The organism is Spirillospora sp. NPDC029432 (genome assembly GCF_040703975.1).
Classification (GTDB): Bacteria; Actinomycetota; Actinomycetes; order Streptosporangiales; family Streptosporangiaceae; genus Spirillospora.
Genome location: NZ_JBEZWH010000054.1, coordinates 12,721 through 32,453, shown reverse-complemented (window position 1 = coordinate 32,453; position 19,733 = coordinate 12,721). Strand labels below are relative to the sequence as shown.

Genomic DNA, 19,733 nt, shown 5'->3' with positions numbered 1-19,733 from the left:
GGTGACGACCACGAGCACGAATTCGGGACGGCCCCGGGCCGGCGGGGAGAGCGGCGGCCGCCGCCGCGGCAAGGGCTCCCCCGCGCTCGCCTCCGAGCGGCGGGAGCACCTGGTCAAGCTCGCGGCCGAGCTCTTCGCCGAGAAGGGCTTCCAGGCCACCACGGTCCGCAACATCGCCGACCAGGCCGGGATCCTGTCCGGCAGCCTGTACCACCACTTCGACTCCAAGGAGTCGATCGTCGACGAGATCCTCTCCGGGTTCTTCCGCGACATCATGGCGGCGTACCAGGAGGTCATCGACGAGGGGAAGGACGCCCGGGAGACGATCGCCGGGCTGGTCCGCATCGCCTTCGGCACCCTGGAGCCGCACCGCGCCGCCATCACGGTGATGCAGAACGACTGGAACTACCTCAAGAACATGGACCGGTTCGCGTACCTCACCCGGTCCGAGGACGAGGTCGAGAAGATGTGGGTGGACACCATCAAGGCCGGCCAGGCCGACGGCGTGTTCCGCTCCGACATCGACGCCAAGCTCACGTACCGGATGATCCGCGACACCATCTGGGTGGCGGTCCGGTGGTTCCGGCCGGGCGGCCGGCTCGACTCCACCGAGCTCGGCGAGCACTACCTCAAGGTCATGTTCGACGGGATCAACATCCACCACTGATCCGTCCCTCTCCAGCGCGCCGCCGCCCCGGCGAGCCGGACCACCGCGCTGCCCGTACGTCCTGGTGAACGCACGCCCATGCCCTTTAAGGGGACACGGGTGTCTTTCGTCACAATTTCACAAATCCGGGTGATGTTTTGCGTCACGCGGACGCTGATACCGGTGAGATGGGGGAGGGAGGCGACATGACGGGGCAACGGGGCACCGCCGGGCACGAGGAGCCCACGCCGGCGGAGCTGCGGGCGGCCACGGCCCGGAATCTCCAGGGCCAGTTCCCCGGCGTGCGCGTCTGGTACGGCGAGGCGACCGGGTCCTGGTGGGCACTGGTGCCGATGCGCGACGGGCCCCGGCTGCTGGAGGGCCCGACGGTCCAGGACATCCGCGATCTGATCCTGCGGGCGCGCTCGCTGGGATGACGGGACGCCGTCCGGCGCCCTCCCTCACGCGATCCTCCGGCCCGGCCGGCTCCCGCGATGACCCGTGCCCCTCACCGGGGACGGGGCGCGATCCGTCCCCGGTGAGAAGCGCTCTCGGGGCGGCCGGCGAACTCGGGGGCGAGATCGCCGGCGGTGCCTACGCAGCCGAACCTAACCCCCGGCGGCCGGACGACACAAGCGCTTGCTCGGCATTCGGCCCAACAAAGATCGTCGATCTTGGTGACGTGCCCGGCCCGGACCGGAAATGATGATCGTTCGGGCGGAGCGCGGGAAAGGGGCCCGGTGAACGACGAGGAACTGCTGACGGCGGCGGCCAAGGGCGACGCCGCCGCGGTACGGGACGCCCTGCAGGCCGGGGCGTCGCTGGAGGCCCGCGACGGGCGCGGCCGCACCGCGCTGCTGCTGGCGGCCGCGGCCGACCACGTCGAGACCGCGGAGGTGCTGGTGAAGGCCGGCGCCGACCCCGACGCGCGCGACCACCGGGGCGACAGCGCGTTCCTGGTCACCGGGATGACGGGCGGCGTGGCGATGCTGCGGGCGCTGCTCCCCGCCCGTCCCGACCCCTCGCAGGCCAACCGCGACGGCGACGTGGCGCTCATCCCCGCCTGCGAGCGCGGCCACGCCGGCTACGTGCGCGCCGTCCTGGAGACCGGCGTCGAGGTCGACCACGCCAACCGGCACGGCAGGACGGGGCTGCTGGAGGCGATCACGGCCGGCGACGGCTCCCGCCCGTACCGCGAGATCGTCGAGCTGCTCATCGGGGCCGGCGCCGACGTGAACCGGGCGGACCGCGACGGCGTCCCGCCGCTGCGGCACGCCCTCGACCGCGGGCAGCGGGAGATCGCGGACCTCCTCAGGGCCGCCGGCGCCCGCTGAGCGGGGCGGGCGGCGCGGCTACAGCTCGTACTGGACGGCGGCGCGCCGGTCGACGATCGGCTTGATGTACTCGTCGACGACGGCCCGGTGCGCCGGGTGGTCGCGGTACGCCTCGTAGGCGTACCGGTCGGCGAAGTCGCCCACCACGACGAAGTCGAAGTTGCCCGGGTTGACCCCGGCGTCGAGGCCCACGCTCAGCGTTCCGATCTCGGGGATCACGGCCGTCAGCCCGCGCAGCTTCGCCGCGACCTCCTCCTGCTGCATGGTGGTGGTCCCCTCGGCCCACCCGAACATCACCACGTGCCGGAATCCACTCATGGGGTCACCGTAGCGGACCCCGCTCAGACCGTCCCGAGCTCGGCGGCCACGGTCGCGCCCAGCTCCCAGCAGCCCTCCAGATCGGCCCGGCCCGGCTCGCCGGTGACCACGACCGGCGGCCGCGCCGCCCGCCACTTGAGCCCGGTCGTGATCGACTCCAGCGCCCGCAGCGCCCCGGTCGCGTCGTTGTTGCCGTGCAGGTACGCCCCGTACGGCCGCCGTACGGTCTCCTCCAGGCACGGGTAATAGACCTGGTCGAAGAAGTGCTTGAGCGCGCCCGACAGGTAGCCGAGGTTGACCGGCGTGCCCAGCAGGTAGCCGTCGGCCTCCAGCACGTCCACGGGCGAGGCCGTCAGCGCGGGGCGGCTCACGACCTCGACGCCCTCGATCTCGTCGGTGGTCGCGCCGGCGCGCACCGCCTCGTACATCGCCTGCAGCGACGGCGACGGCGTGTGGTGGACGATCAGCAGCCTCTTGGTCTCCATCGCCCACGAGCCTAGATCGGCGCGGCGGAGGCCTCGCGGTCCGGGCCCCGGATCGAGCATCATTCGGTTTCGTACCGGGTGAGCCCTTCGAGCGAGGAGCGTGGCGATGAGCACTGTGCAGGGGACCTGCGATCCGGCCTTCTCCGGCGTACGGGACGCGTTCGAGCGCAACTTCGCCGAAGGGCGCGAGCTGGGCGCGGCCGTGGCGGTGTACGCGGGCGGCCGGAAGGTCGTCGACCTGTGGGGCGGCGTCGCCGACCACCGCACCGGGCGGGAGTGGGCGGCCGACACCCCCGCGTTCGGTTTCTCCTGCACCAAGGCGCTGACCGCGACCGCCGCGCTGCTGCTGGCCGAGCGCGGCGCGTACGAGGTGGACGGGCCGGTGACCGACTGGTGGCCGGAGTACGGGGCGCACGGCAAGGACGGCACCACCGCCGCGCACTTCCTGTCGCACCAGGCGGGGCTGCCCGCGTTCGCCCGGCCGGTGTCGGCGGAGGAGGCCGCGGACGCGCCCGCGCGGGCGGCGGAGCTGGCCGCGCAGGAGCCGGAGTGGACGCCCGGCGACGGGCACGGCTACCACGCGCTGACGTACGGCTGGCTGGCCGGGGAGATCGTGCGGCGGCTGTCGGGCCGTACGGTCGGCGAGTTCGTGCGGGCGGAGTTCGCCGGGGACCTCGACCTGTGGATCGGCGCGCCGGACGACGTCATCGCGCGCGCCGCCAAGCTGACCGCGCGCCGTCCCGGCGGCGGGGACGAGGCCCCCCGGCGCGGCGGCACGGAGCCGGCGGGTCCCCCGGATCCGTCCCAGGGCCGCGGCGACGACATGCTCGCCCTCCTCGCGAGCGCGTACACCGACCCCGGCAGCCGCCTCAACCGCGCGCTCAACAACCCGCACCCGGGCAAGGGCGGCTACAACAACCCCGTGGTGCTGCGGGCGGGCTGGCCGGCGGCCGGGATGCTCACCACGGCGGCCGGCCTCGCGGGGTTCTACCGGGACCTGGTCGCGGGGCGCGTGCTCCGGCCGGAGACGCTGCGCGAGGCCATGAAGCCGCGCGTCAGCGGCCCCGACCGGACGATGCTGGTGGACAGCTCGTTCGGCCTCGGCTACATGCGGCCGTCCATGACGTTCTTCACGCCCGCCGCCGCGCAGGAGTCGGCGTTCGGCCACACCGGCGCGGGCGGCTCGATCGGCCTCGGCGACCCGGACGCGGACCTCGCCGTCGCGTACCTGCCCAACCTCATGGGCCAGCAGCTCTCCGGCGACCTGCGCGCGTACGGCCTGGTGAAGGCGGTGTACGCGGCCCTGTAGCCGCCGGGCGGTAGGTTCTCGGGCCATGGAGGTACGCGACCTGCACCCGTGGCCCGCCACCCCCGCGGAGGCCGAGGCGATCCAGGACCGGCTGCGGCCGCTGCTCGACCTGGCCGGCCCTGGGCCGGAGTCGCCCCGGACCGTGGCCGGGCTGGACGTGTCGTACGCGGGCGACGGCGGGGGCGCGGCCGCGCGCCTGGCCGCCGCCGCGGTCGTCCTGGACGCGCGGACGCTGGAGGTCGTCGAGGAGTCGGTCGTCACGGGGACGGCCGCGTTCCCGTACGTGCCGGGGCTGTTCGCGTTCCGGGAGCTGCCCGCGCTGGTGGAGGCGCTGCGGGGGCTGGCGACCGTGCCGGACGTCCTGGTGTGCGACGGGTACGGGGTGGCGCATCCGCGCCGCTTCGGGCTGGCGTGCCATCTGGGGGTGCTCACCGGGCTGCCGTCGTTCGGGATCGCGAAGACGCCGTTCGTGGGGTCGTACGGGCCGGTGGGCGAGGAGCGCGGCGCGTCCGGGCCGCTGCGCGACGGCGGCGAGACCGTGGGGCGCGTGCTGCGGACCCGCGCGGGGGTCAAGCCGGTCTTCGTGTCGGTCGGGAGCGGGATCGGCCTGGACGCCGCCTGCGGGCTGGCGCTGGCGCTGAGCCCGGAGTTCCGGCTGCCCGAGACGACGCGCCGCGCGGACCGGCTGTCGCGCGACGCGCTCGCCGCCTGACACCGGGCCTACTCGGGGGTAATCGAGGTATTGTCCGCATACCAAGCGTGCGCTAGGTTGGCCACCATCGGACCGCGCGTTCCCCACCGGAGGCTTGCCCCATGACCCGAATCGGCAACGTCCTCTACGGGGCCAGGAACGTGGACGAGGCGGTCCGCTTCTACCGGGACGTCCTGGGACTGGCGGTCACGTTCCAGGACGGCGGCCGGTTCGCGACGCTGGACGGCGGCGGCACCACGTTCGCCATCGCCGGGCCCGAGGAGGACCTCACCGGCGGCGAGCCCGCGGTGTCCTTCAAGGTCGACGACGTCGCCGCGATGACCGCACGGCTCACCGCCGCCGGGGCGCTGCTCGTCCGCGGGCCGGAGGAGGGACCGGACGGGGTGCGCGCCGTGCTGCGCGACCCTGCCGGCAACCCGCTCGTCCTCTACGCGAGCCGGCAGTAAGCAGGAGAACGCCGCGGTACGCCGCGGGAAAGAGGAGTGTAGATGGGACAGCTCGACGGCAAGGTCGCCCTGATCACCGGAGGCGCGCGCGGCATGGGCAAGGCCCACGTCCGGCGCTTCGTCGAGGAGGGCGCCAAGGTCGTCTTCGGGGACGTGCTGGACGAGGAGGGGGCCAAGCTCGCCGCCGACCTGGACGGCGCGACGTACGTCCACCTCGACGTCACCGAACCCGGCGACTGGGAAGCGGCCGTCCGCACCGCGGTCGACACCTACGGCGGGCTCAACGTCCTGGTCAACAACGCCGGGATCATGCGCCACACCACGATCGAGGACATGACGCTGGAGGAGTGCCGCCGCATCCTCGACGTCAACCTGATCGGGCAGTGGCTCGGCATCAAGTCGGTGATCCCCGCGCTGCGCGAGGCGGGCGGCGGCTCGATCGTCAACGTCTCGTCCACCGACGGCTTCATCGGCACCGCCGGCCTGGCCGCCTACAGCGCCAGCAAGCACGGCGTCCGCGGCCTCACCAAGTCCGCCGCCCGCGAGCTGGGCAAGGACGGCATCCGGGTCAACTCCATCCACCCCGGCGGCATCGTCACCGCGATGTCGATGCAGGAGGACGTCGTCGAGGCCACCGCCGACCGCGCCGTGCAGATCATGGAGAACCTCCCGCTGCGCCGCCTCGGCAACACCAAGGAGGTCACCGGCCTCGTCGTGTTCCTGGCCTCGGACGACTCCTCGTACTGCACCGCCAGCGAGATGCTCGTGGACGGCGGCCTGATCTCCGGCTTCTGAGCAGCCTGCGACGAGCCGCCGGTTCGAGTGGACCCCCGCACCGGCGGCTCGCCGCAAGTTCATCCGGGCCGCCGCTCCGTCCATCCCTCGACGGCCTCCAGCTGCGCGGCCAGCGCTATCAGCGTGGCCTCGTCCGAATCATGCCCGAGCAGCTGGGCTCCAATGGGCAGACCTTCCTTACTCAGGCCCGCCGGCACGTTCACCCCGGGCCATCCCAGGACGTTCCACGGCCACGCGTAGGGGCAGGCGGCCGCGACACCCGCCTGCGTCTCACGCCATCCGACGCCCTCGTACCGCCCCACCTTCAACGGCGGCTGTGCCGTAGTGGGCGTGAGCACCACGTCCGCATAGCGGAAGATACGTCCGACACGCCTCCGGAGGACAGGATCCAGCCTCCGTGCCAACGGCAGCAGCCGCCGCCCCACCACGCGCCCCAGCCGCGCCTCGGCCAGCGTCCGGGGCTCCGGCTCGCCGCCCTCCATCGAGTCGACCCAGTCGGCGACACCCGCCGTCCCCCGCGGCACCAGCCCCAGCCCGACCGGCCCGTAATCGGGATCGGCCGGGAACACCTTGTGCCCCAGCTCCGTCAGCCGCCTCGCGATCCGCTCCACCGCGGCCCGGATCTCCGGATCCAGCGGACCACGGGCCCCGAACGCCATCCGGAACGAGACGGCGACCCGCAACCGCCGCGGCTCCCTGGAAGCGGCCTCCACGAAACTCGAGACCGGCGCGTCGAGCCGGTGGACGTCGTCCGGATGGCTGCCGGTCAGCACGTCCAGCATCAGCGCCGCGTCCCGGACGCTCCGCGCCAGCGGCCCCCACACCGTCAGCCCGTAGAACGGATCCGTGTGCGGGAACCCCGACACCCTCCCCCGCTGCGGTTTGATCCCCACCAGCCCCGTCCACGCGGCCGGGATGCGGATGGACCCCGCCCCGTCCGACCCCACGGCCGCCGCGACCATGCCCCCCGCCACCGCCGCCGCGCTCCCGCCGGACGACCCCCCGGGCGTGTACCGGGGATTCCACGGGTTGCGCGCGCACCCGATCGCCGACTCGCTGAACGGCCACAACCCGATCTCGCAGGTGGTCGTCTTCCCCACCACCACGGCACCCGCGGCCCGCAGCCTCCGCACCACCTCGGCGTCCCGCACCGCGACCGGGTGCCGCCCACGGACGGCGAACGGAGTCGTCTCCCCCGCCAGATCCGTATCGTCCTTGATCGCGACGGGCACCCCCAGCAGCGGAAGCCGCTCCCCCTCCCGCAACCGCTTGTCCGCCTCCCGCGCCTCCCGCAATGCATCTGCCCGCACGACCCGGAAAGCCCCGAGCTCCGAGGCCTCGATCGCCTCCAGCGAGGCCTTGACGAGCTCCTCCGAGGAGACGTCCCCGCGCCCCAAGGCCTCCACCTGGTCGGTCAGCAGCACCACGCACCCCTCTCGTTCGTTCGAACGAACGATACGCTGGACTCCCCGAACGCGAAAGACTGACCCCGTGACTCGTGACCGGATCCTGCAGGCCACCCTCCGCCTCATCGGCGAGCAGGGCATCGGCGCCGTGACCAACCGCGCCGTGGCGAAGGCCGCCGGCGTCTCGCTCGGCTCCCTCACCTACCACTTCCCGAACCAGTCCGACCTGCTCCGCGAGGCCCTGACGTCCTTCGTCGACCGCGAGATCGCCCGCGTCACCGAGCACGCCGCCGGCCTCCGCGACGCCGGCCCCGACGAGGCCGCCGACGAGGTCGAGAAGGCCGTCCTCGCGTTCGCCTACGGCCCCGAGCAGATCGCCAACCTCGAACTCCACCTGCACGCCGCCCGCGACCCCGCCGTCGGCGAGGCCTCCACCCGTTCCGTCGAGGCCTACGACCGCCTCGCCACCACCCTGCTCACCGCCCTCGGCATCCCCGACCCGGACCGCCACGCCCCCGCCGTCGTCGCCATGCTCTACGGCCTGGCCGTCCGCCGCCTCGCCACCGGCGACACCTCCGCCACCGGCACCGCCGACGCCATCCGCCTCCTCCTCCACGGCGCCCTCCCCCGCCCCTGAAACGGCTTTTGGCCCGCACGGCCCGAGAGCGGGGTTACAGGGCCGTACGAGCCAAAAACCTGTCTCAATCAGGAACCTCAGTCGGAACCTCAGCCGACGTTCGCTCTGCTCTCCGCCTGTGCACCTCCGCCGTGTCTTGGATGTGACACCAGGAACGCTAGATCCCCTCACCCCCCACCGGAACACCCTTAAGCCTCACTTAGGGAACCCCTGAGCCAGCCTTATCCAGAGCCCGTCCGACACAGTCCGAGGAAGTCCCTCAAAGAGCCCCTCACCTGCAAGAACACCCAAGGAGGTCCAGACGAGCCGTCCGGGGCAGTCGACCCACGTCGGCCCAACCCGACCCAGGTTGGCTCCCCGGATTGGCTCCCCTTCAACCGGCAGGAGAGGCACAACCAAGGCACTACAGAACACAGTCGCCACTCACAACAGTGGAATCCTCGCTACAGCACCGTTGACGACCAGCAATACCTGGCTACCCTTCTCACCTGCAACCCGGCACCACGGCCATGACCTCGCCATACGAGAGGGGACTGACCGCCCACCAACGGTGTCCTCTCTCATCTGACGAGAGACGTCTGGGCCTGCCCTGCCCTCTTCACACGAAGTGGTTCAACATCGCTGCGCCCCTCGTCCCGCTTGCATGTGCTTTCCACTCGCCTTGCTGGACACGTCCGGCCCAACGAACCGTCGACATACTTCGCCACGGGGCAGCGCGCCATGTGTCCTGCCCAGCACAGTTGACGCACATCCAGTACGATGCCACTCAGCCCTGTGGAGCAACAGAAAGCCCCCCATCGAATGCAACATGGCGAGCCAACTGAGATAGCCACAAGTCTTGATACTGCATGGTCGCAGATTGGGAATTCTTCTGGCGACCTGGATCTACCCGATCCTATAGCCTTTGCAGATATACGCAAAGATTGGCCAGATTATCGCGATCGACTAATTCGACAAATACTTGAGGAGCGGACCTACCCCTCCCAGTTCGAAATCGTAGACCTTCCTAAGGACCGGCTTTCTGTACGCCCGCTGGCAAGGCTCAGCCTTGAGCATCGGCTAACGTACGAGTGTGCGGTCATGGCTGCAGCTCCGATGATCGACAACGAACTACCAGCCGCGGTCCACAGCTACCGCTGGCAGCACGATGAGGCTCAGGTGGCTAATCCAACTTGGTCATGGGTCGCCATGCAGCGAATAGCGAGAAATATTCACAGCACAAATCCTGAGCTCCTACTGGCCCGCACAGATGTGACCGCATTCTATGAGAACATTGAGACCGATATTCTCATTGAGGACCTCAACAACATCTCTGCCCCAGTGTGGGCAATATCGACTATCCGCAATTTTCTAGTTGCATTCAATGGACTAGGCAACGCTTGGGGAATCCCTCAGAGCTACGAGGCATCTGGAATCCTGGCAAATCTATACCTCCTTCCCGTGGACCAAGAACTCGGAGCCTCAGGACTACAACACCTAAGATATTCCGATGATGTCTATATCTTCGGCGAGGATTGGGTCTCACTGCGGGAGCAACTGCTCTCAATCAACCGACTGCTTCGCGATCGACATCTCACTCTCTCCAATCCTAAGACGAAGGTGGTTCAAGGGGATGCCATAGTCGACGAATTCGAGGACGCCGACAAGGACGCAATCAACTACTTTTTGCTGATAGGCGTTCCTAGTGCGATCAAAGAAGTCGAAGATCTATTCGATCGAACCATCCAAGAATCTCCTATTCGTACTCGCGACCTGAAATTTTGCCTCACTCAACTTAAATATATTGGGGACGATCATGCAGTAGATTGGCTTCTAAAGAACCTCGATGAGATACCACATGTTGCCCGCGAGGCGCTATCCTACCTAGGGAGGTTCCAGCCACTCAAGCCCAATATTGGGAAAGCTATAGTTAGTCTTCTTGAAGACAGAGGACTTACACTATATCCTTATGCACAACAGCATCTACTGATCTACATGATCAGTCATCGTATTGTTAGCCAAGGCGCTGAAAATGTGGTATGGAGGCTTCTAACGAACCGGAATGTGGATAGCTTTGTTCGCGAATTCGCTGCTAGATATGTTGGCCTTTTCGCTACCCGTGAGAAGGCACGCAGGCTCCGCCAGTTATTCCAAACTGAGACCAATACGAGGGTACGGCGGGCACTGCTTGTGGCGTGCTACGAGAGTGATCAATACACGGACAGTTGGCTAGATATTATTGCAACGTCAGATACATCTCTTTACCATACTGCAAAGTACTTGAGAACCCATCCGAATAGCATCCCGATTCCTGCAACAGGAAGGCAATATACACAAATTGAGTGACAACACGCCGCAGATCATATCTGAACTTGAAAGACTCTATGAGGATGCATCCTACTCGGCGCAAACTTACTTCGAAGCAGCAAAGTCAGCCGCCTTCTGGGGAAAAACGTTCATTCTTTTTCCTGCTCTGACAAGTTCAGCATCGTCCTTCGTCGTAGCGCTCGGATGGTCGAAATCTTGGGGCACGCTAGGAGCCATCGCTGGTGCGGTGGCAGCGACTGCCGTATTCCTGGGGTCAGACAGAAGAGCTAATTCGTATCTGAAATCCGCTAAAGGCTTCACCGATATCCGCCATGCGGCACGCCTAGAGATGAATCTCGCTCAGACGACAAGCGAGGCCACCGAACTCGAAACGAGGCTACGTACACTTAGAAGCGACTACTCCGCCATAAGTTCAGAAACTGACCCGGCATCTAATCGCTTCTTTCGTAAATCACAGAAGCGGATAAATCGTGGCGTTCTCAACTACGAAGACGCACCCACATGAGGTAATTGCCCACGTCTCTGGTAGGTGGGTAGACGCGGGTCGTGTTTCGAATTTTACAATTAGACGTGGAGTTGCTTGGCGTTTCGCCATATCAACTCAAAACTTGTTATGTACGTATTCGCCATGCTACCATCTTGAGTTTCTCGTAGGTGCAGAATCGGCGCATGTGATGCGGGGGTTCCGTAGGCATGCGGATTGATCATCAGGTCCTGATCTGCCAGATAGATGGAAGCATAAAGAACAGTGTCATGCAGACGCATCTCCACATGATCGACTTTGCACAGGGGCTCGTAATGATGGATCGAGTTTCGAATCTTGGCGGCAAGTGAATCGCCTACGCCCTCTTCCGCCCCTCGCTCAGTAATACGAATGCCATCCGGATTGCCGAGCAAGATGCGCACCGGTATCCCGCTATCGGCTTTTCTAGCGAGGATTCGCAATAAACCGTTGTCCTCGGCCAGAAAGAGTCCAGCGTAGGCAAGTACGCCGATCTCATGTTGCGCACTTTCGAAGTGACGTTGCCAGACGTGGCGGGGCACAGACCATCGGTGGGGATAGGTGGCAAACAATTCAACGCTTGAAGTATCTGGAGTAATATGCGAGTTCTGGATCTTCGGCCACAGGCACACAACATTTGCATCGAGAATCTCGGCGACCTTTGCCCGGTGGCGGGGGTATGGAGTGCGGCCGGCTAGCCAGCGGTGGACGGTCTTGGGGTCTACGCCGACGCGTTCGGCAAGGTCGGCCTCGGTGAGCTGGGCGTCGGCGAGGGCACGTCGCAGCATCTCGTTCACAGGACCTCCCGGGCGTCTGTGTCATGGACGACGCTAACAGAAGACGTCCCTAGACGTCCCTAGATGCCGGTGGAGAGGTCCCGCAGGTGGCGGGCAGGCTTCCTGGCCATGGCGAACCTGTCTGCATCCGCATCCCTGAGGGGGTGTCTCCATGTCTGCCGAGCAACTGCCGGACATCGCGCCCTGGTACCGGTCTCCCGTCTTCGAGGAATTTCTTGGGTCGCTTCTCGGTGAGCTGAGGCTGCCGAACGCGCCCGAGGCGGTTGGAAGGGCACGCCGCTTCCTGCGGTCTGTCGCCGCCGCGTGGGGTGTCTCCCATGTCACCGAGACCGCTGAGCTGTGTGTCTCGGAGGTCGCGACCAACGCCTACCAGCACACCGACCGCGACGAGGAACGTCCGCTGCGCCTGGTCGTGCTTCGTGTCGGCGCATGCATCCGCTGTGAGGTCCATGACCAGAGTCCGGAAGTCCCGTGCATTCGGGATGCTGGGATGCTCGCCGAGTCGGGCCGCGGCATGTTCATTCTCGACGTGCTGACTTATCAGCATGGGGTCTACCGGACGGACAACGGCAAGGCCGTGTGGTTCGAGCTGGAGGCGTGGCCGAATGATGAGGAAGGCCGGTCGTGAACCTTCCGATTCCTGCCATAACGGACGACTATCGCGCGACGGCGGCCGCATGCCTGGACCGGCTTGGGTGGGCTCTCGCCGATACCGAGCTGGTCGCTGTCACACGGTACGCCGAGGCGGTCCCGATGCTGCGTGTCTTCCATCCGAAGTTGCCGAGCATCGGCGAGAGCATCAGCGCGGTTCCGGTGCAGGAGGATGGCAAAGAACCGGTTTGGTGGTACAGGCATTCAGGCGGTGGTCGACTTGCCCCGTGTGTCGATCCATCACGCGCGGTCGAGAATGTCATCGAGTTACTCGATCTGGTGATCCGGATCGCGCATGGAGAGCGAGTTGAGTCGTGAGCCCGCGCGATACACCGTGGCGTGCGTACGTCCGCATCACTTCGAAGCTGCGCCAGCGAGTGGTGAAGGGCGTATATCCGATCGGTGCGCGGATCCCCTCCGAGTCTTCGCTCTGCAAGGAGTTCGGTGTCACGCGCGGCACGGTCCGGCGAGCACTGGATACGTTGCAGGACGAGGGGCTGATCCGGGTTCAGGTGGGCGTCGGCCGGTTCGTTCGCCGGCCGGGTGAGCGTTCGACCGACCAGGCCGAGGCTCGGTACCAGCGCATTGCCGCTGACCTACGTGCCGGGATTCAGCGAGGTGACTACATGCCTGGTTCGTGGTTGCCGGGTGAGTTGCGGATAGCGGCTCGGTACGGGGTCTCTCGCTACACGGCTCAGCGGGCTCTGGCCGAGTTGGAGAAGGCTCGCCTCGTCGAGTGCTTGCACGGGCGAGGACGGTTCGTCCTGCGCAAGACGTCCCTAGATGATCCATCGGCGCCCGTGGACGTCCGCTGAGGTGCCCGTAGCGTCAGAAGCATGAACGCCAAGGCTGCTTGGGCGAGCGAGATCGCCCGTGACCTGCTCGAAGTGCCGTTGCCTCGCCGCTGGGCTCACACACAGGGCGTGGCGCGTAAGGCTCGGGATCTCGCTCCCCTCCTCGGCGACCAGGCCGACCTACTTGAGGCTGCCGCGTGGCTGCACGACATCGGGTACAGCCCGCGGATCGCCGTGACCGGCTTCCACCCGCTTGACGGTGCCCGCTACCTGCGGGACGTGGCCCGAGCCGATGATGTGCTGTGCCGCCTGGTCGCCGGGCACTCCTGTGCCAGCATCGAAGCCGGCGAACGTGGCCTTGCCGAGGAACTGCATAGGGAGTTCCCGGCAGCCGACGCGTGCCTGAACCGGGCCCTGATCTACTGCGACATGACCACTACGCCGGACGGCGATTCGGTGGACGTGGCCGATCGGCTTGCGGAGATCCGCCAGCGGTACGGTCCTGCTCACCTGGTCACGCGGTTCACGCAGCTTGCCGAGCCGTATCTTGTCCAGGCGGTACGGGACGTTCAGAGCAAGTCTCGGAGTGCCGGTCTCGCTCTCTAGATGACTACCGGCTTGGCTCGCTGCTCTAGGTAGTGGCCAATGCGTAGGCGCATTGAGCGGTCCATCTGTAGCGACTCGACGTCCGTTGGTGCCTTCCAGTGCACTTCGCGAGACTCGTCACTTGGGGTGGGCTCTCCGCTGATCGGGCGGCCGGTCAGCAGGATCGAGAATTCCTGCCGTACCTCGTCATTGCTGGTGTAGTGGATGAGGTGCTTGGGATCGGAGTAGATGCCGACGATCCCCGTGATCTCGCACTCGATGCCGGTCTCTTCGCGTGTCTCGCGTACGGCGGCTTGGCTGACCGATTCGCCGAGGTCGATCGCGCCGCCGGGGACGGCCCAGTTGTCGTTATCGGTGCGGCGGATCAGCAGGATCTCGCCGTTGTCGTTGGTGACGACGACGTTGACGGATGGGACGAGGCTGTTGGGCTGAGGAGCATTGGGGTCGTCGTAGTAGTCGATCCTGCGGCCCATCATGCTCCCGGCTGTAGTGGCTTGGCGGCTTCCCAGACGCGTTCGAAGCTCTCCCGGTAGGTCGTCACCAGCTCGCCGCCGGGCATCTTGCGCAGGTGCCATGCGGGCGCGTTGGACGCCGGGATGCCGTAGACGTGGGTGTTGACGAAGAGTTGATCGTCGGCGTAGTAGATCGAGTTGTAGAGCACTGTGCCGTGGAGCCGGATCTCGACGTTCTCGACGCTGCTGAGCGGCTTGTAGAGGACGAGCACGTTGCGGATCTTTGCGGCCATGGACTCGCCGATGCCCTCGTCTGTGCCGCGTTCGGCGACTGGTGACGAGTCCGGGTCGCCGAGGAGGACGCGCACGCGCACGCCGGCTCGGGCCTTGTCGGCGAGGATGCGTTGGGCGCCGTTGTCCTCGGCGAGGAAGAGGCCGCTGTAGACGAGGATGCCGATCTCGTCTTGGGCCTCGGAGAAGAGTCGTCCCCACGCGTCCCGTGGGACGGACCAGCGGTGCGGGTAGACGGTGATGATCTCGCTATCGGAGACCGAGGTGACCTGTTCCTTGGTCAGCGCTTTGGGCCACAGGTAGGTCTCATCGAGCCCGAGACGTGAAGCCACTGCGTAGCGGTGTCGCCGGTAGGGCGTCCGGTCCTGTGTGATCCACCGTTCGACGGTCTTGGGATCGACGTCGATCGACTCGGCGAGTGCGGCCACGGTCAACCTCTGCTGTAGCAGGGCCGCGCGTAGGCGTTCGTTCGGCATTCACCGGTCCGGGAGGCAGGGACGTCTAGGACGCGGTCAACCCTACGAGGACGTCTTGAACAGGTCCAGTCATGTAGTGATCCCGTCCCCGTGTCTCGGAGGACTCTCTTTCCCGTAAGGCAAATCGATCGCCCGAGCCGCCCCCGCCGGACACGGGCCTTACGCGAGAGAGGTGTTCCTCATGATCCTCGTACTGGCCTCGATCATTGCCGTCTTCCTCGCCGGCACCGTCTGCGGCATCTTCGCGATGCTGGTGATCGGCATCCACTCCGAAGAGCGTCGCGCTATGCGCCACGGCGCCTCCTCGTCCCGTACCGGCGCGGTTTCCCGCCGCGTGCTGAGCACGCGGACGACGTGTGACGACGTCCCCGAGCGCGTTCCGGCGGGGCGGTGAATCGAGATGAGGATGCCGCGCATCATCACCGGTCACTCCTGCCCGTGCGGCGCTCGGGTCGAGCCCGGTAACCGGCGCTGCCGTAAGTGCCGGTCCCGGGCGCGATGGGAGCGCCGCCGGCAGGGGTCCCGCTTCCCCGACCTGTGGCTGTGACCGCGAGGAGGTGAGCACGTCATGAACGTCTCGGTTCCCCTGGTCGCCGTCCTCGCCGCCGTGGTCTGGGTGGCATGGCGCTACATGGGCCTGCGCGCGTGGCACGTCGTCGTGTGCCTGCTGTGCGGGTTCTTCCTCGCCGCTACCGAGGCCGCGCCCGAGATCCGCCGAATGGTGACCGTTCTCCTCCAGAGCCTCACTCTGCACTGACGTCCCCCGACTCGAAGGGAGGGATGCCCTGGTGCCTGACACTCCCCCATCCTCAAGACTCGATCTTCAGGAGGTCCGCAACCGCAACCGTGCCGCGCGTGAGATCGTCGCCGCTCTCGCCGAGGTGCTGCCCGGCATCGGCGATCTGTGGCTTCGAATCCATGCAGCGCTGACCGACACTCTGACGCTGCTGCCGCAGGTCAACCGCCTCGCCGCCGAGGTGGTGAAGGCGCGTCGTGACCGCGCGAATCTCGCCGCCGCCGCGCGGGCATCGCTCATGGCCGACCGTGACGCCGAACCGGACCCGCTGTACTACCTGCGCGATGAGCTGCGAGCGCAGGGGCAGCTTCCGCCGAACTGGTGGAGGCGCTCATGACCCGCGCGCGGCAGATGCGGCGGCATGCCCGCAAGATGCGCCGCCACGGGCTACAACCGATGATCGTCATCAACAACGACGATCAGCTTCCCGATCTCGCCGCCGTCCTCATCGCCCGCGCGCTGTGGCGGTACCGCTCCGAACTGGCCCCGTTCTATGCGGGGGCCGCGCTCGCCGTGGGTGCGACAGTGCTACATCTGGCACGTCCGGAGTGGTGGCCGTACCTCCTCGGCATCGCCACGGCGGCCGCATGGGCGCCCGCCGTCCTTGGCGGACGTTTCGGGCTCAGGGTGCGGCGAGAGCGGCTGTACGCCGCAACCGTGGCCATGAGCGCCGGTGCATGGCTTGCCGCCGCGACCGCACTCGGCATCGGGTACGGGCCGCTTCCTCAGTGCCTTCTCGCCGGTACGGCCGTGCTGGCCGTACCGTGGTGGGCTCACCGGCGCCGACGCGTCAAGGTTCGGGTAGACCGGCAGATCGCGGCATGGCCCGAGATCGCGCACTCGATCGGGCTCCCCGGCTCGCGTGCACAGTCCGCAGGCGTGGACGTGTGGGGATGGCGCGCACGGTTCGCGCTCGCCCGTGGCCAGACGATCCAGGACGTGACGGCAAAGGTTCCCGCGATCGAATCGGCGCTCGGGACGTTCCGCGGGGCGGTGCGCGTCTACCCGACGCGAGACGACAAGGCCAACCGTTTCGAGCTGCGCGTCCTGGACACCGATCCGCACGCCGACGCGATCCCGTGGCCGGGACCGTCGGTCGCGTCCATCTCCGAGCCGATCGACCTCGGGCCGTTCGAAGACGCCACCAACGCGCGCGTCCTGCTGCTGCGTCGCCACGGGCTCATCGGTGGCGTGACCGGCTCGGGCAAGAGTGGCGGGATCAACGTCCTGATGGGCAACCTCACCGCATGCCGGGACGTGGTGATCTGGGCGATCGACCTCAAGCGCGGGATGGAACTCCAGCCGTGGGCATCCTGCATCGATCGACTCGCCACGACGCCCGAGCAAGCCTGCGTTCTGCTGCGTGACGCCGTGGCGGTCTTGGAAGCGCGTGCAGCAATGCTCGCCGAGCGGGGACGGCGCGTATGGGAACCGGCCCCGGACATGCCCGCCCTGGTGATCGTCATCGATGAGTACGCCGAACTCGCCGAGGACGCGCCCGAAAGCGCCAGCGACACCGACTCGATCGCGCGCCGAGGACGGGCCGTCGCGGTGACGCTCATCGCGGCCACGCAGCGCCCGACACAGAAGGCCATGGGCAAGGGCGCCGTTCGGTCCCAGATGGACGTACGTGTGAGCTTCCGCGTACGGGAGCGCAAGGACATCGATCTCATCCTTGGTCAAGGCATGCTCGCCGCCGGATGGCATGCCCACACTCTCAACGCGCCCGGCAAGTTCCTGCTCTCGGCACCCGAACACGACACGCCTCGCCGAGGCCGAGCGTACCTCCTCACCGATGAGGGCGTGGCGACCGCTGCGCAGCGACATGCCGACCTGCGCCCGAGGCTGGACGAGGTGTCCCGTACTGCGATCGAGGAGGCCCAAGCCGGCATCGGCATGCGCACGATCGAGGACCCAGACGAGGAGACCAGGGCCCCGGACGTCGCCGAGGCGAGGAATCCCGAGGCGATCCTGTGGGAGCTGCTGACCAGCGCGCCGGACGAGGGGACGCCGGTCTCTCTCCTGATCACGGCGACCGGCATGAGCCGACCGTGGATCTACCAACGGCTACGTGACCTCGCCGAGGCCGATCGCGTCACGCAGGTCTCCCGAGGCCGATGGCGCGCCATCACCGAACACGCTCAGTGACTCGTCTACGTCTACGCCCCACGCACGCGTCTGCACGTATGGCGCGTAGACGAGACATAGACGAAGACGTAGACAATCACGCCCCGTAACGAACGGAGATGATCGCCACGCCCCACGTGACACCCGAGACGACTCGGGAGAAGGAGGTGATCGTGAAGGCGTACACCGTCGAACAGGTCGCCGAGATCCTCCAGATCGGCCGAGACAAGGTCTATGCCCTTATCCGGACCGGACGCCTCCACAGCATCAAGATCGACAAGCTTCGCCGCATCACTGACCAGCAGCTCGCCGACTTCATCGCCTCTCTCGAAGAGCACCCTCCCGACTGATCACGAGGCGGATTCTCCGCGCGGCCCGGAGAATCCGCCTCACAGTAGGGACGTCTAGGGACGTCGTGAGTTATCTTCGCTGGTGAGCCGTTCATCCGGAACGGCCCGCAAGACGTCGCTTCTACGCAGGAAGGAGGGCGGACTCATGGCAAAAATCCTGATCGGCAAGTACGAAGGATCGATCTACAGGGAGGGTGACGGCTGGACGGGTGCCATCTCGCTCGGGTTCGGACCCGACGGCAAGCGCAGGCGCCCTAAGAGGAAGGGCAGGACCAAGACCGAGCTCATCCAGAAGCTCAAGGACCTCGCCGCGGACCTGGACAAGGGCGTGAAGTCGAAGCGGAACTATCGCGTACGTGATGCGGTGAACGACTTCCTCACGGCCTTCGCCAAGAGCGACAAGTCGCCGGCAACGAACGAGGTGTACCGGTCACTGGCCGATCACCAACTCATCCCGTTCATCGGGCGTATCCCGCTCAAGGAACTCACGGCGGACGACGTCGAGACGTGGCTGAACGGGAGAGCCGAGCACCTCACCTCGTCCTCTCTCGGCATCGTGCACGGCTTACTCAAGCGCGCCATCCGCAGAGCGGCACGTCATGACCAGGTCGGTCGGAACGTCGCCGACCTGGTCGACACTCCGCAGGGTAAGGCGGGACGCAAGTCACGTTCGCTGAGCCTCAAGCAGGCCGAGGCACTCCTAGAGGAGGCCGCCAAGCCTGAGCATCGCCTTGGGGCGTACGTGATTCTCGCGATCGTCTCGGGCCTGCGTACGGAAGAGCTTCGTACGCTGACGTGGAACAACGTGAACCTCGACGCGGCCACCGTGTACGTGCTCAGAGCCGACCGGCACCGGGACGAGACCAAGACGCCGTTGAGCCGACGTGGCCTCGGCATCGCTGACCGCGCGGTTGAGGCTCTCCGCACTCTCAAGACGAGGCAGGCTGCGGAGAAGCTCAAGGCAGGCGAAGCGTATGAGGATCACGATCTCGTGTTCTGTCACCTGAACGGCGCCCCGTACAAGGCACAGCACGTCCGGTACCGCTTCTCCAAGGTCGTCAAGGCCGCCGGACTCGACCCGCGAGAGTGGTGCCCGCGCGAGTTGCGGCACACTTTCGTCTCGATCATGAGTGACCACGGTGTGGCGATCGAGAAGATCAGCGACCTCGTCGGGCACAAGAACACCAAGATCACGGAGACGGTCTACCGTCACCAGCTCCGGCCCGAGATCCGCGACGGAGCCGAGCACATGAACGACATCTTCGCGAGCAAGAGCAAGTCCGCGTAGGCGACTGGCTCCCGAGATGGCTCCCCCGGACCACGGACGAGACGGAAAGCGGCTCTCACTTGGATCGCCTCAAGATCCAGGATTGCGCCTCACTTAGGGAAGCGCTGAGGAGGGCTTATCCAGAGGCCGTCCGGCACTGTGCATCAGGGACGCCCATGAAGGGGCTCACCTGCACAGACATGGGAAGCAGGCCAGGGGGTCAGTCCGG

General features: G+C 66.9%; 26 protein-coding genes. 20 read left to right on the top strand and 6 right to left on the bottom strand.

Annotation, left to right across the window (positions count from 1 at the left end):
- Position 1 precedes the first annotated feature (1 nt).
- From AB0881_RS31285 to AB0881_RS31275, 3 genes are all read left to right on the top strand, one after another.
- Complete coding sequence (locus AB0881_RS31285) at positions 2 to 667, top strand: TetR/AcrR family transcriptional regulator (protein ID WP_366622693.1); 666 nt, start codon at positions 2 to 4, stop codon at positions 665 to 667.
- Between the two features lie 185 nt (positions 668 to 852).
- On the top strand, positions 853 to 1,083 hold the full coding sequence (locus AB0881_RS31280; protein ID WP_366622691.1) for a hypothetical protein: 231 nt from the start codon (positions 853 to 855) through the stop codon (positions 1,081 to 1,083).
- A gap of 303 nt (positions 1,084 to 1,386) precedes the next feature.
- Positions 1,387 to 1,980 (top strand): ankyrin repeat domain-containing protein, encoded by a 594-nt coding sequence (locus AB0881_RS31275; protein ID WP_366622690.1) that lies wholly within the window; start codon positions 1,387 to 1,389, stop codon positions 1,978 to 1,980.
- Between the two features lie 18 nt (positions 1,981 to 1,998).
- Here the strand turns inward: AB0881_RS31275 and AB0881_RS31270 are convergent, their stop codons facing one another.
- Together AB0881_RS31270 and AB0881_RS31265 are read right to left on the bottom strand one after the other, a co-directional pair.
- Positions 1,999 to 2,298, bottom strand: coding sequence for a Dabb family protein (locus AB0881_RS31270; RefSeq protein WP_366622688.1), 300 nt, complete (start codon positions 2,296 to 2,298; stop codon positions 1,999 to 2,001).
- 23 nt (positions 2,299 to 2,321) lie between these two features.
- Positions 2,322 to 2,783: a flavodoxin gene (locus tag AB0881_RS31265; protein WP_366622686.1), complete on the bottom strand. Its 462-nt coding sequence runs from the start codon at positions 2,781 to 2,783 to the stop codon at positions 2,322 to 2,324.
- Positions 2,784 to 2,889: 106 nt separating this feature from the next.
- Here AB0881_RS31265 and AB0881_RS31260 point away from each other — a divergent pair, with 106 nt between their 5' ends.
- The 4 genes from AB0881_RS31260 to AB0881_RS31245 all read left to right on the top strand — a co-directional run bounded on the left by AB0881_RS31260 (position 2,890) and on the right by AB0881_RS31245 (position 6,045).
- Complete coding sequence (locus AB0881_RS31260; RefSeq protein ID WP_366622684.1) at positions 2,890 to 4,092, top strand: serine hydrolase domain-containing protein; 1,203 nt, start codon at positions 2,890 to 2,892, stop codon at positions 4,090 to 4,092.
- A 25-nt stretch (positions 4,093 to 4,117) separates the two neighbouring features.
- The gene (locus AB0881_RS31255) at positions 4,118 to 4,804 is read left to right on the top strand and encodes an endonuclease V (RefSeq protein WP_366622682.1); all 687 of its coding nucleotides are present in this window, start codon (positions 4,118 to 4,120) and stop codon (positions 4,802 to 4,804) included.
- A 101-nt stretch (positions 4,805 to 4,905) separates the two neighbouring features.
- Positions 4,906 to 5,250, top strand: a complete 345-nt coding sequence (locus AB0881_RS31250) for a VOC family protein (protein ID WP_366622681.1) — start codon at positions 4,906 to 4,908, stop codon at positions 5,248 to 5,250.
- A 42-nt stretch (positions 5,251 to 5,292) separates the two neighbouring features.
- On the top strand, positions 5,293 to 6,045 hold the full coding sequence (locus tag AB0881_RS31245; RefSeq protein WP_366622679.1) for a glucose 1-dehydrogenase: 753 nt from the start codon (positions 5,293 to 5,295) through the stop codon (positions 6,043 to 6,045).
- Positions 6,046 to 6,104: 59 nt separating this feature from the next.
- On the opposite strand, the gene AB0881_RS31240 is transcribed toward AB0881_RS31245, so the two are convergent.
- Complete coding sequence (locus AB0881_RS31240) at positions 6,105 to 7,577, bottom strand: amidase (protein WP_366622677.1); 1,473 nt, start codon at positions 7,575 to 7,577, stop codon at positions 6,105 to 6,107.
- On the opposite strand from AB0881_RS31240, the gene AB0881_RS31235 reads away from it, so the two are divergent.
- The 3 genes from AB0881_RS31235 (at position 7,537) to AB0881_RS31225 (ending at position 10,900) form a co-directional block, all read left to right on the top strand.
- A complete protein-coding gene (locus AB0881_RS31235) occupies positions 7,537 to 8,088 on the top strand; it encodes a TetR family transcriptional regulator (protein ID WP_366622676.1) in 552 nt (183 codons plus the stop codon). The genes AB0881_RS31240 and AB0881_RS31235 overlap by 41 nt on opposite strands.
- Before the next feature lie 1,095 nt (positions 8,089 to 9,183).
- Positions 9,184 to 10,413 (top strand): RNA-directed DNA polymerase, encoded by a 1,230-nt coding sequence (locus AB0881_RS31230; protein WP_366622674.1) that lies wholly within the window; start codon positions 9,184 to 9,186, stop codon positions 10,411 to 10,413.
- Positions 10,406 to 10,900: a hypothetical protein gene (locus AB0881_RS31225; RefSeq protein WP_366622673.1), complete on the top strand. Its 495-nt coding sequence runs from the start codon at positions 10,406 to 10,408 to the stop codon at positions 10,898 to 10,900. Before AB0881_RS31230 ends, AB0881_RS31225 begins: the two co-directional genes overlap by 8 nt.
- 59 nt (positions 10,901 to 10,959) lie before the next feature.
- Here AB0881_RS31225 and AB0881_RS31220 read toward each other — a convergent pair whose 3' ends face one another.
- Complete coding sequence (locus AB0881_RS31220) at positions 10,960 to 11,685, bottom strand: helix-turn-helix transcriptional regulator (RefSeq protein WP_366622732.1); 726 nt, start codon at positions 11,683 to 11,685, stop codon at positions 10,960 to 10,962.
- A gap of 160 nt (positions 11,686 to 11,845) precedes the next feature.
- On the opposite strand from AB0881_RS31220, the gene AB0881_RS31215 reads away from it, so the two are divergent.
- The 4 genes from AB0881_RS31215 to AB0881_RS31200 are packed head-to-tail and all read left to right on the top strand — an operon-like array spanning position 11,846 to position 13,745.
- The gene (locus AB0881_RS31215; protein WP_366622671.1) at positions 11,846 to 12,322 is read left to right on the top strand and encodes an ATP-binding protein; all 477 of its coding nucleotides are present in this window, start codon (positions 11,846 to 11,848) and stop codon (positions 12,320 to 12,322) included.
- Complete coding sequence (locus tag AB0881_RS31210; protein ID WP_366622670.1) at positions 12,319 to 12,663, top strand: hypothetical protein; 345 nt, start codon at positions 12,319 to 12,321, stop codon at positions 12,661 to 12,663. The genes AB0881_RS31215 and AB0881_RS31210 overlap by 4 nt, the downstream gene beginning before the upstream one ends.
- The gene (locus AB0881_RS31205; protein ID WP_366622668.1) at positions 12,660 to 13,160 is read left to right on the top strand and encodes a GntR family transcriptional regulator; all 501 of its coding nucleotides are present in this window, start codon (positions 12,660 to 12,662) and stop codon (positions 13,158 to 13,160) included. Before AB0881_RS31210 ends, AB0881_RS31205 begins: the two co-directional genes overlap by 4 nt.
- Positions 13,161 to 13,181: 21 nt before the next feature.
- Entirely contained in the window at positions 13,182 to 13,745 is a 564-nt protein-coding gene (locus tag AB0881_RS31200; RefSeq protein ID WP_366622666.1) for an HD domain-containing protein, read from the top strand.
- On the opposite strand, the gene AB0881_RS31195 is transcribed toward AB0881_RS31200, so the two are convergent.
- Positions 13,742 to 14,218, bottom strand: coding sequence for an NUDIX domain-containing protein (locus AB0881_RS31195; RefSeq protein ID WP_366622731.1), 477 nt, complete (start codon positions 14,216 to 14,218; stop codon positions 13,742 to 13,744). The two genes, AB0881_RS31200 and AB0881_RS31195, sit on opposite strands and share 4 nt — an antisense overlap.
- Positions 14,218 to 14,964 carry an XRE family transcriptional regulator gene (locus AB0881_RS31190; protein WP_366622664.1) on the bottom strand — a complete coding sequence of 249 codons (747 nt, stop codon included), beginning with the start codon at positions 14,962 to 14,964 and terminating at the stop codon, positions 14,218 to 14,220. The genes AB0881_RS31195 and AB0881_RS31190 overlap by 1 nt, the downstream gene beginning before the upstream one ends.
- Before the next feature lie 181 nt (positions 14,965 to 15,145).
- On the opposite strand from AB0881_RS31190, the gene AB0881_RS31185 reads away from it, so the two are divergent.
- From AB0881_RS31185 to AB0881_RS31160, 6 genes are all read left to right on the top strand, one after another.
- The gene (locus tag AB0881_RS31185; protein ID WP_366622662.1) at positions 15,146 to 15,358 is read left to right on the top strand and encodes a hypothetical protein; all 213 of its coding nucleotides are present in this window, start codon (positions 15,146 to 15,148) and stop codon (positions 15,356 to 15,358) included.
- A gap of 174 nt (positions 15,359 to 15,532) precedes the next feature.
- Positions 15,533 to 15,721 (top strand): hypothetical protein, encoded by a 189-nt coding sequence (locus AB0881_RS31180; protein ID WP_366622660.1) that lies wholly within the window; start codon positions 15,533 to 15,535, stop codon positions 15,719 to 15,721.
- A 31-nt stretch (positions 15,722 to 15,752) separates the two neighbouring features.
- The gene (locus AB0881_RS31175) at positions 15,753 to 16,097 is read left to right on the top strand and encodes a hypothetical protein (protein ID WP_366622658.1); all 345 of its coding nucleotides are present in this window, start codon (positions 15,753 to 15,755) and stop codon (positions 16,095 to 16,097) included.
- Positions 16,094 to 17,908, top strand: a complete 1,815-nt coding sequence (locus AB0881_RS31170) for an FtsK/SpoIIIE domain-containing protein (protein WP_366622656.1) — start codon at positions 16,094 to 16,096, stop codon at positions 17,906 to 17,908. The genes AB0881_RS31175 and AB0881_RS31170 overlap by 4 nt, the downstream gene beginning before the upstream one ends.
- A 98-nt stretch (positions 17,909 to 18,006) precedes the next feature.
- Positions 18,007 to 18,237, top strand: a complete 231-nt coding sequence (locus AB0881_RS31165; RefSeq protein WP_366622654.1) for a helix-turn-helix domain-containing protein — start codon at positions 18,007 to 18,009, stop codon at positions 18,235 to 18,237.
- A gap of 145 nt (positions 18,238 to 18,382) precedes the next feature.
- Positions 18,383 to 19,525, top strand: coding sequence for a site-specific integrase (locus AB0881_RS31160; RefSeq protein ID WP_366622652.1), 1,143 nt, complete (start codon positions 18,383 to 18,385; stop codon positions 19,523 to 19,525).
- The last annotated feature ends 208 nt before the right edge of the window (positions 19,526 to 19,733 follow it).

Bases quoted from the DNA above. Each gene is read 5' to 3' on its own strand.
- AB0881_RS31280 (WP_366622691.1), top strand. From the start codon at position 853: ATGACGGGGCAACGGGGCACCGCCGGGCACGAGGAGCCCACGCCGGCG.
- AB0881_RS31270 (WP_366622688.1), bottom strand. From the start codon at position 2,298: ATGAGTGGATTCCGGCACGTGGTGATGTTCGGGTGGGCCGAGGGGACC.
- AB0881_RS31265 (WP_366622686.1), bottom strand. From the start codon at position 2,783: ATGGAGACCAAGAGGCTGCTGATCGTCCACCACACGCCGTCGCCGTCG.
- AB0881_RS31260 (WP_366622684.1), top strand. From the start codon at position 2,890: ATGAGCACTGTGCAGGGGACCTGCGATCCGGCCTTCTCCGGCGTACGG.
- AB0881_RS31255 (WP_366622682.1), top strand. From the start codon at position 4,118: ATGGAGGTACGCGACCTGCACCCGTGGCCCGCCACCCCCGCGGAGGCC.
- AB0881_RS31250 (WP_366622681.1), top strand. From the start codon at position 4,906: ATGACCCGAATCGGCAACGTCCTCTACGGGGCCAGGAACGTGGACGAG.
- AB0881_RS31245 (WP_366622679.1), top strand. From the start codon at position 5,293: ATGGGACAGCTCGACGGCAAGGTCGCCCTGATCACCGGAGGCGCGCGC.
- AB0881_RS31240 (WP_366622677.1), bottom strand. From the start codon at position 7,577: ATGAGGCGGAGGGTGGCCTGCAGGATCCGGTCACGAGTCACGGGGTCA.
- AB0881_RS31230 (WP_366622674.1), top strand. From the start codon at position 9,184: ATGATCGACAACGAACTACCAGCCGCGGTCCACAGCTACCGCTGGCAG.
- AB0881_RS31220 (WP_366622732.1), bottom strand. From the start codon at position 11,685: ATGCTGCGACGTGCCCTCGCCGACGCCCAGCTCACCGAGGCCGACCTT.
- AB0881_RS31215 (WP_366622671.1), top strand. From the start codon at position 11,846: ATGTCTGCCGAGCAACTGCCGGACATCGCGCCCTGGTACCGGTCTCCC.
- AB0881_RS31200 (WP_366622666.1), top strand. From the start codon at position 13,182: ATGAACGCCAAGGCTGCTTGGGCGAGCGAGATCGCCCGTGACCTGCTC.
- AB0881_RS31195 (WP_366622731.1), bottom strand. From the start codon at position 14,218: ATGGGCCGCAGGATCGACTACTACGACGACCCCAATGCTCCTCAGCCC.
- AB0881_RS31190 (WP_366622664.1), bottom strand. From the start codon at position 14,964: ATGCCGAACGAACGCCTACGCGCGGCCCTGCTACAGCAGAGGTTGACC.
- AB0881_RS31185 (WP_366622662.1), top strand. From the start codon at position 15,146: ATGATCCTCGTACTGGCCTCGATCATTGCCGTCTTCCTCGCCGGCACC.
- AB0881_RS31180 (WP_366622660.1), top strand. From the start codon at position 15,533: ATGAACGTCTCGGTTCCCCTGGTCGCCGTCCTCGCCGCCGTGGTCTGG.
- AB0881_RS31170 (WP_366622656.1), top strand. From the start codon at position 16,094: ATGACCCGCGCGCGGCAGATGCGGCGGCATGCCCGCAAGATGCGCCGC.
- AB0881_RS31165 (WP_366622654.1), top strand. From the start codon at position 18,007: ATGATCGCCACGCCCCACGTGACACCCGAGACGACTCGGGAGAAGGAG.
- AB0881_RS31160 (WP_366622652.1), top strand. From the start codon at position 18,383: ATGGCAAAAATCCTGATCGGCAAGTACGAAGGATCGATCTACAGGGAG.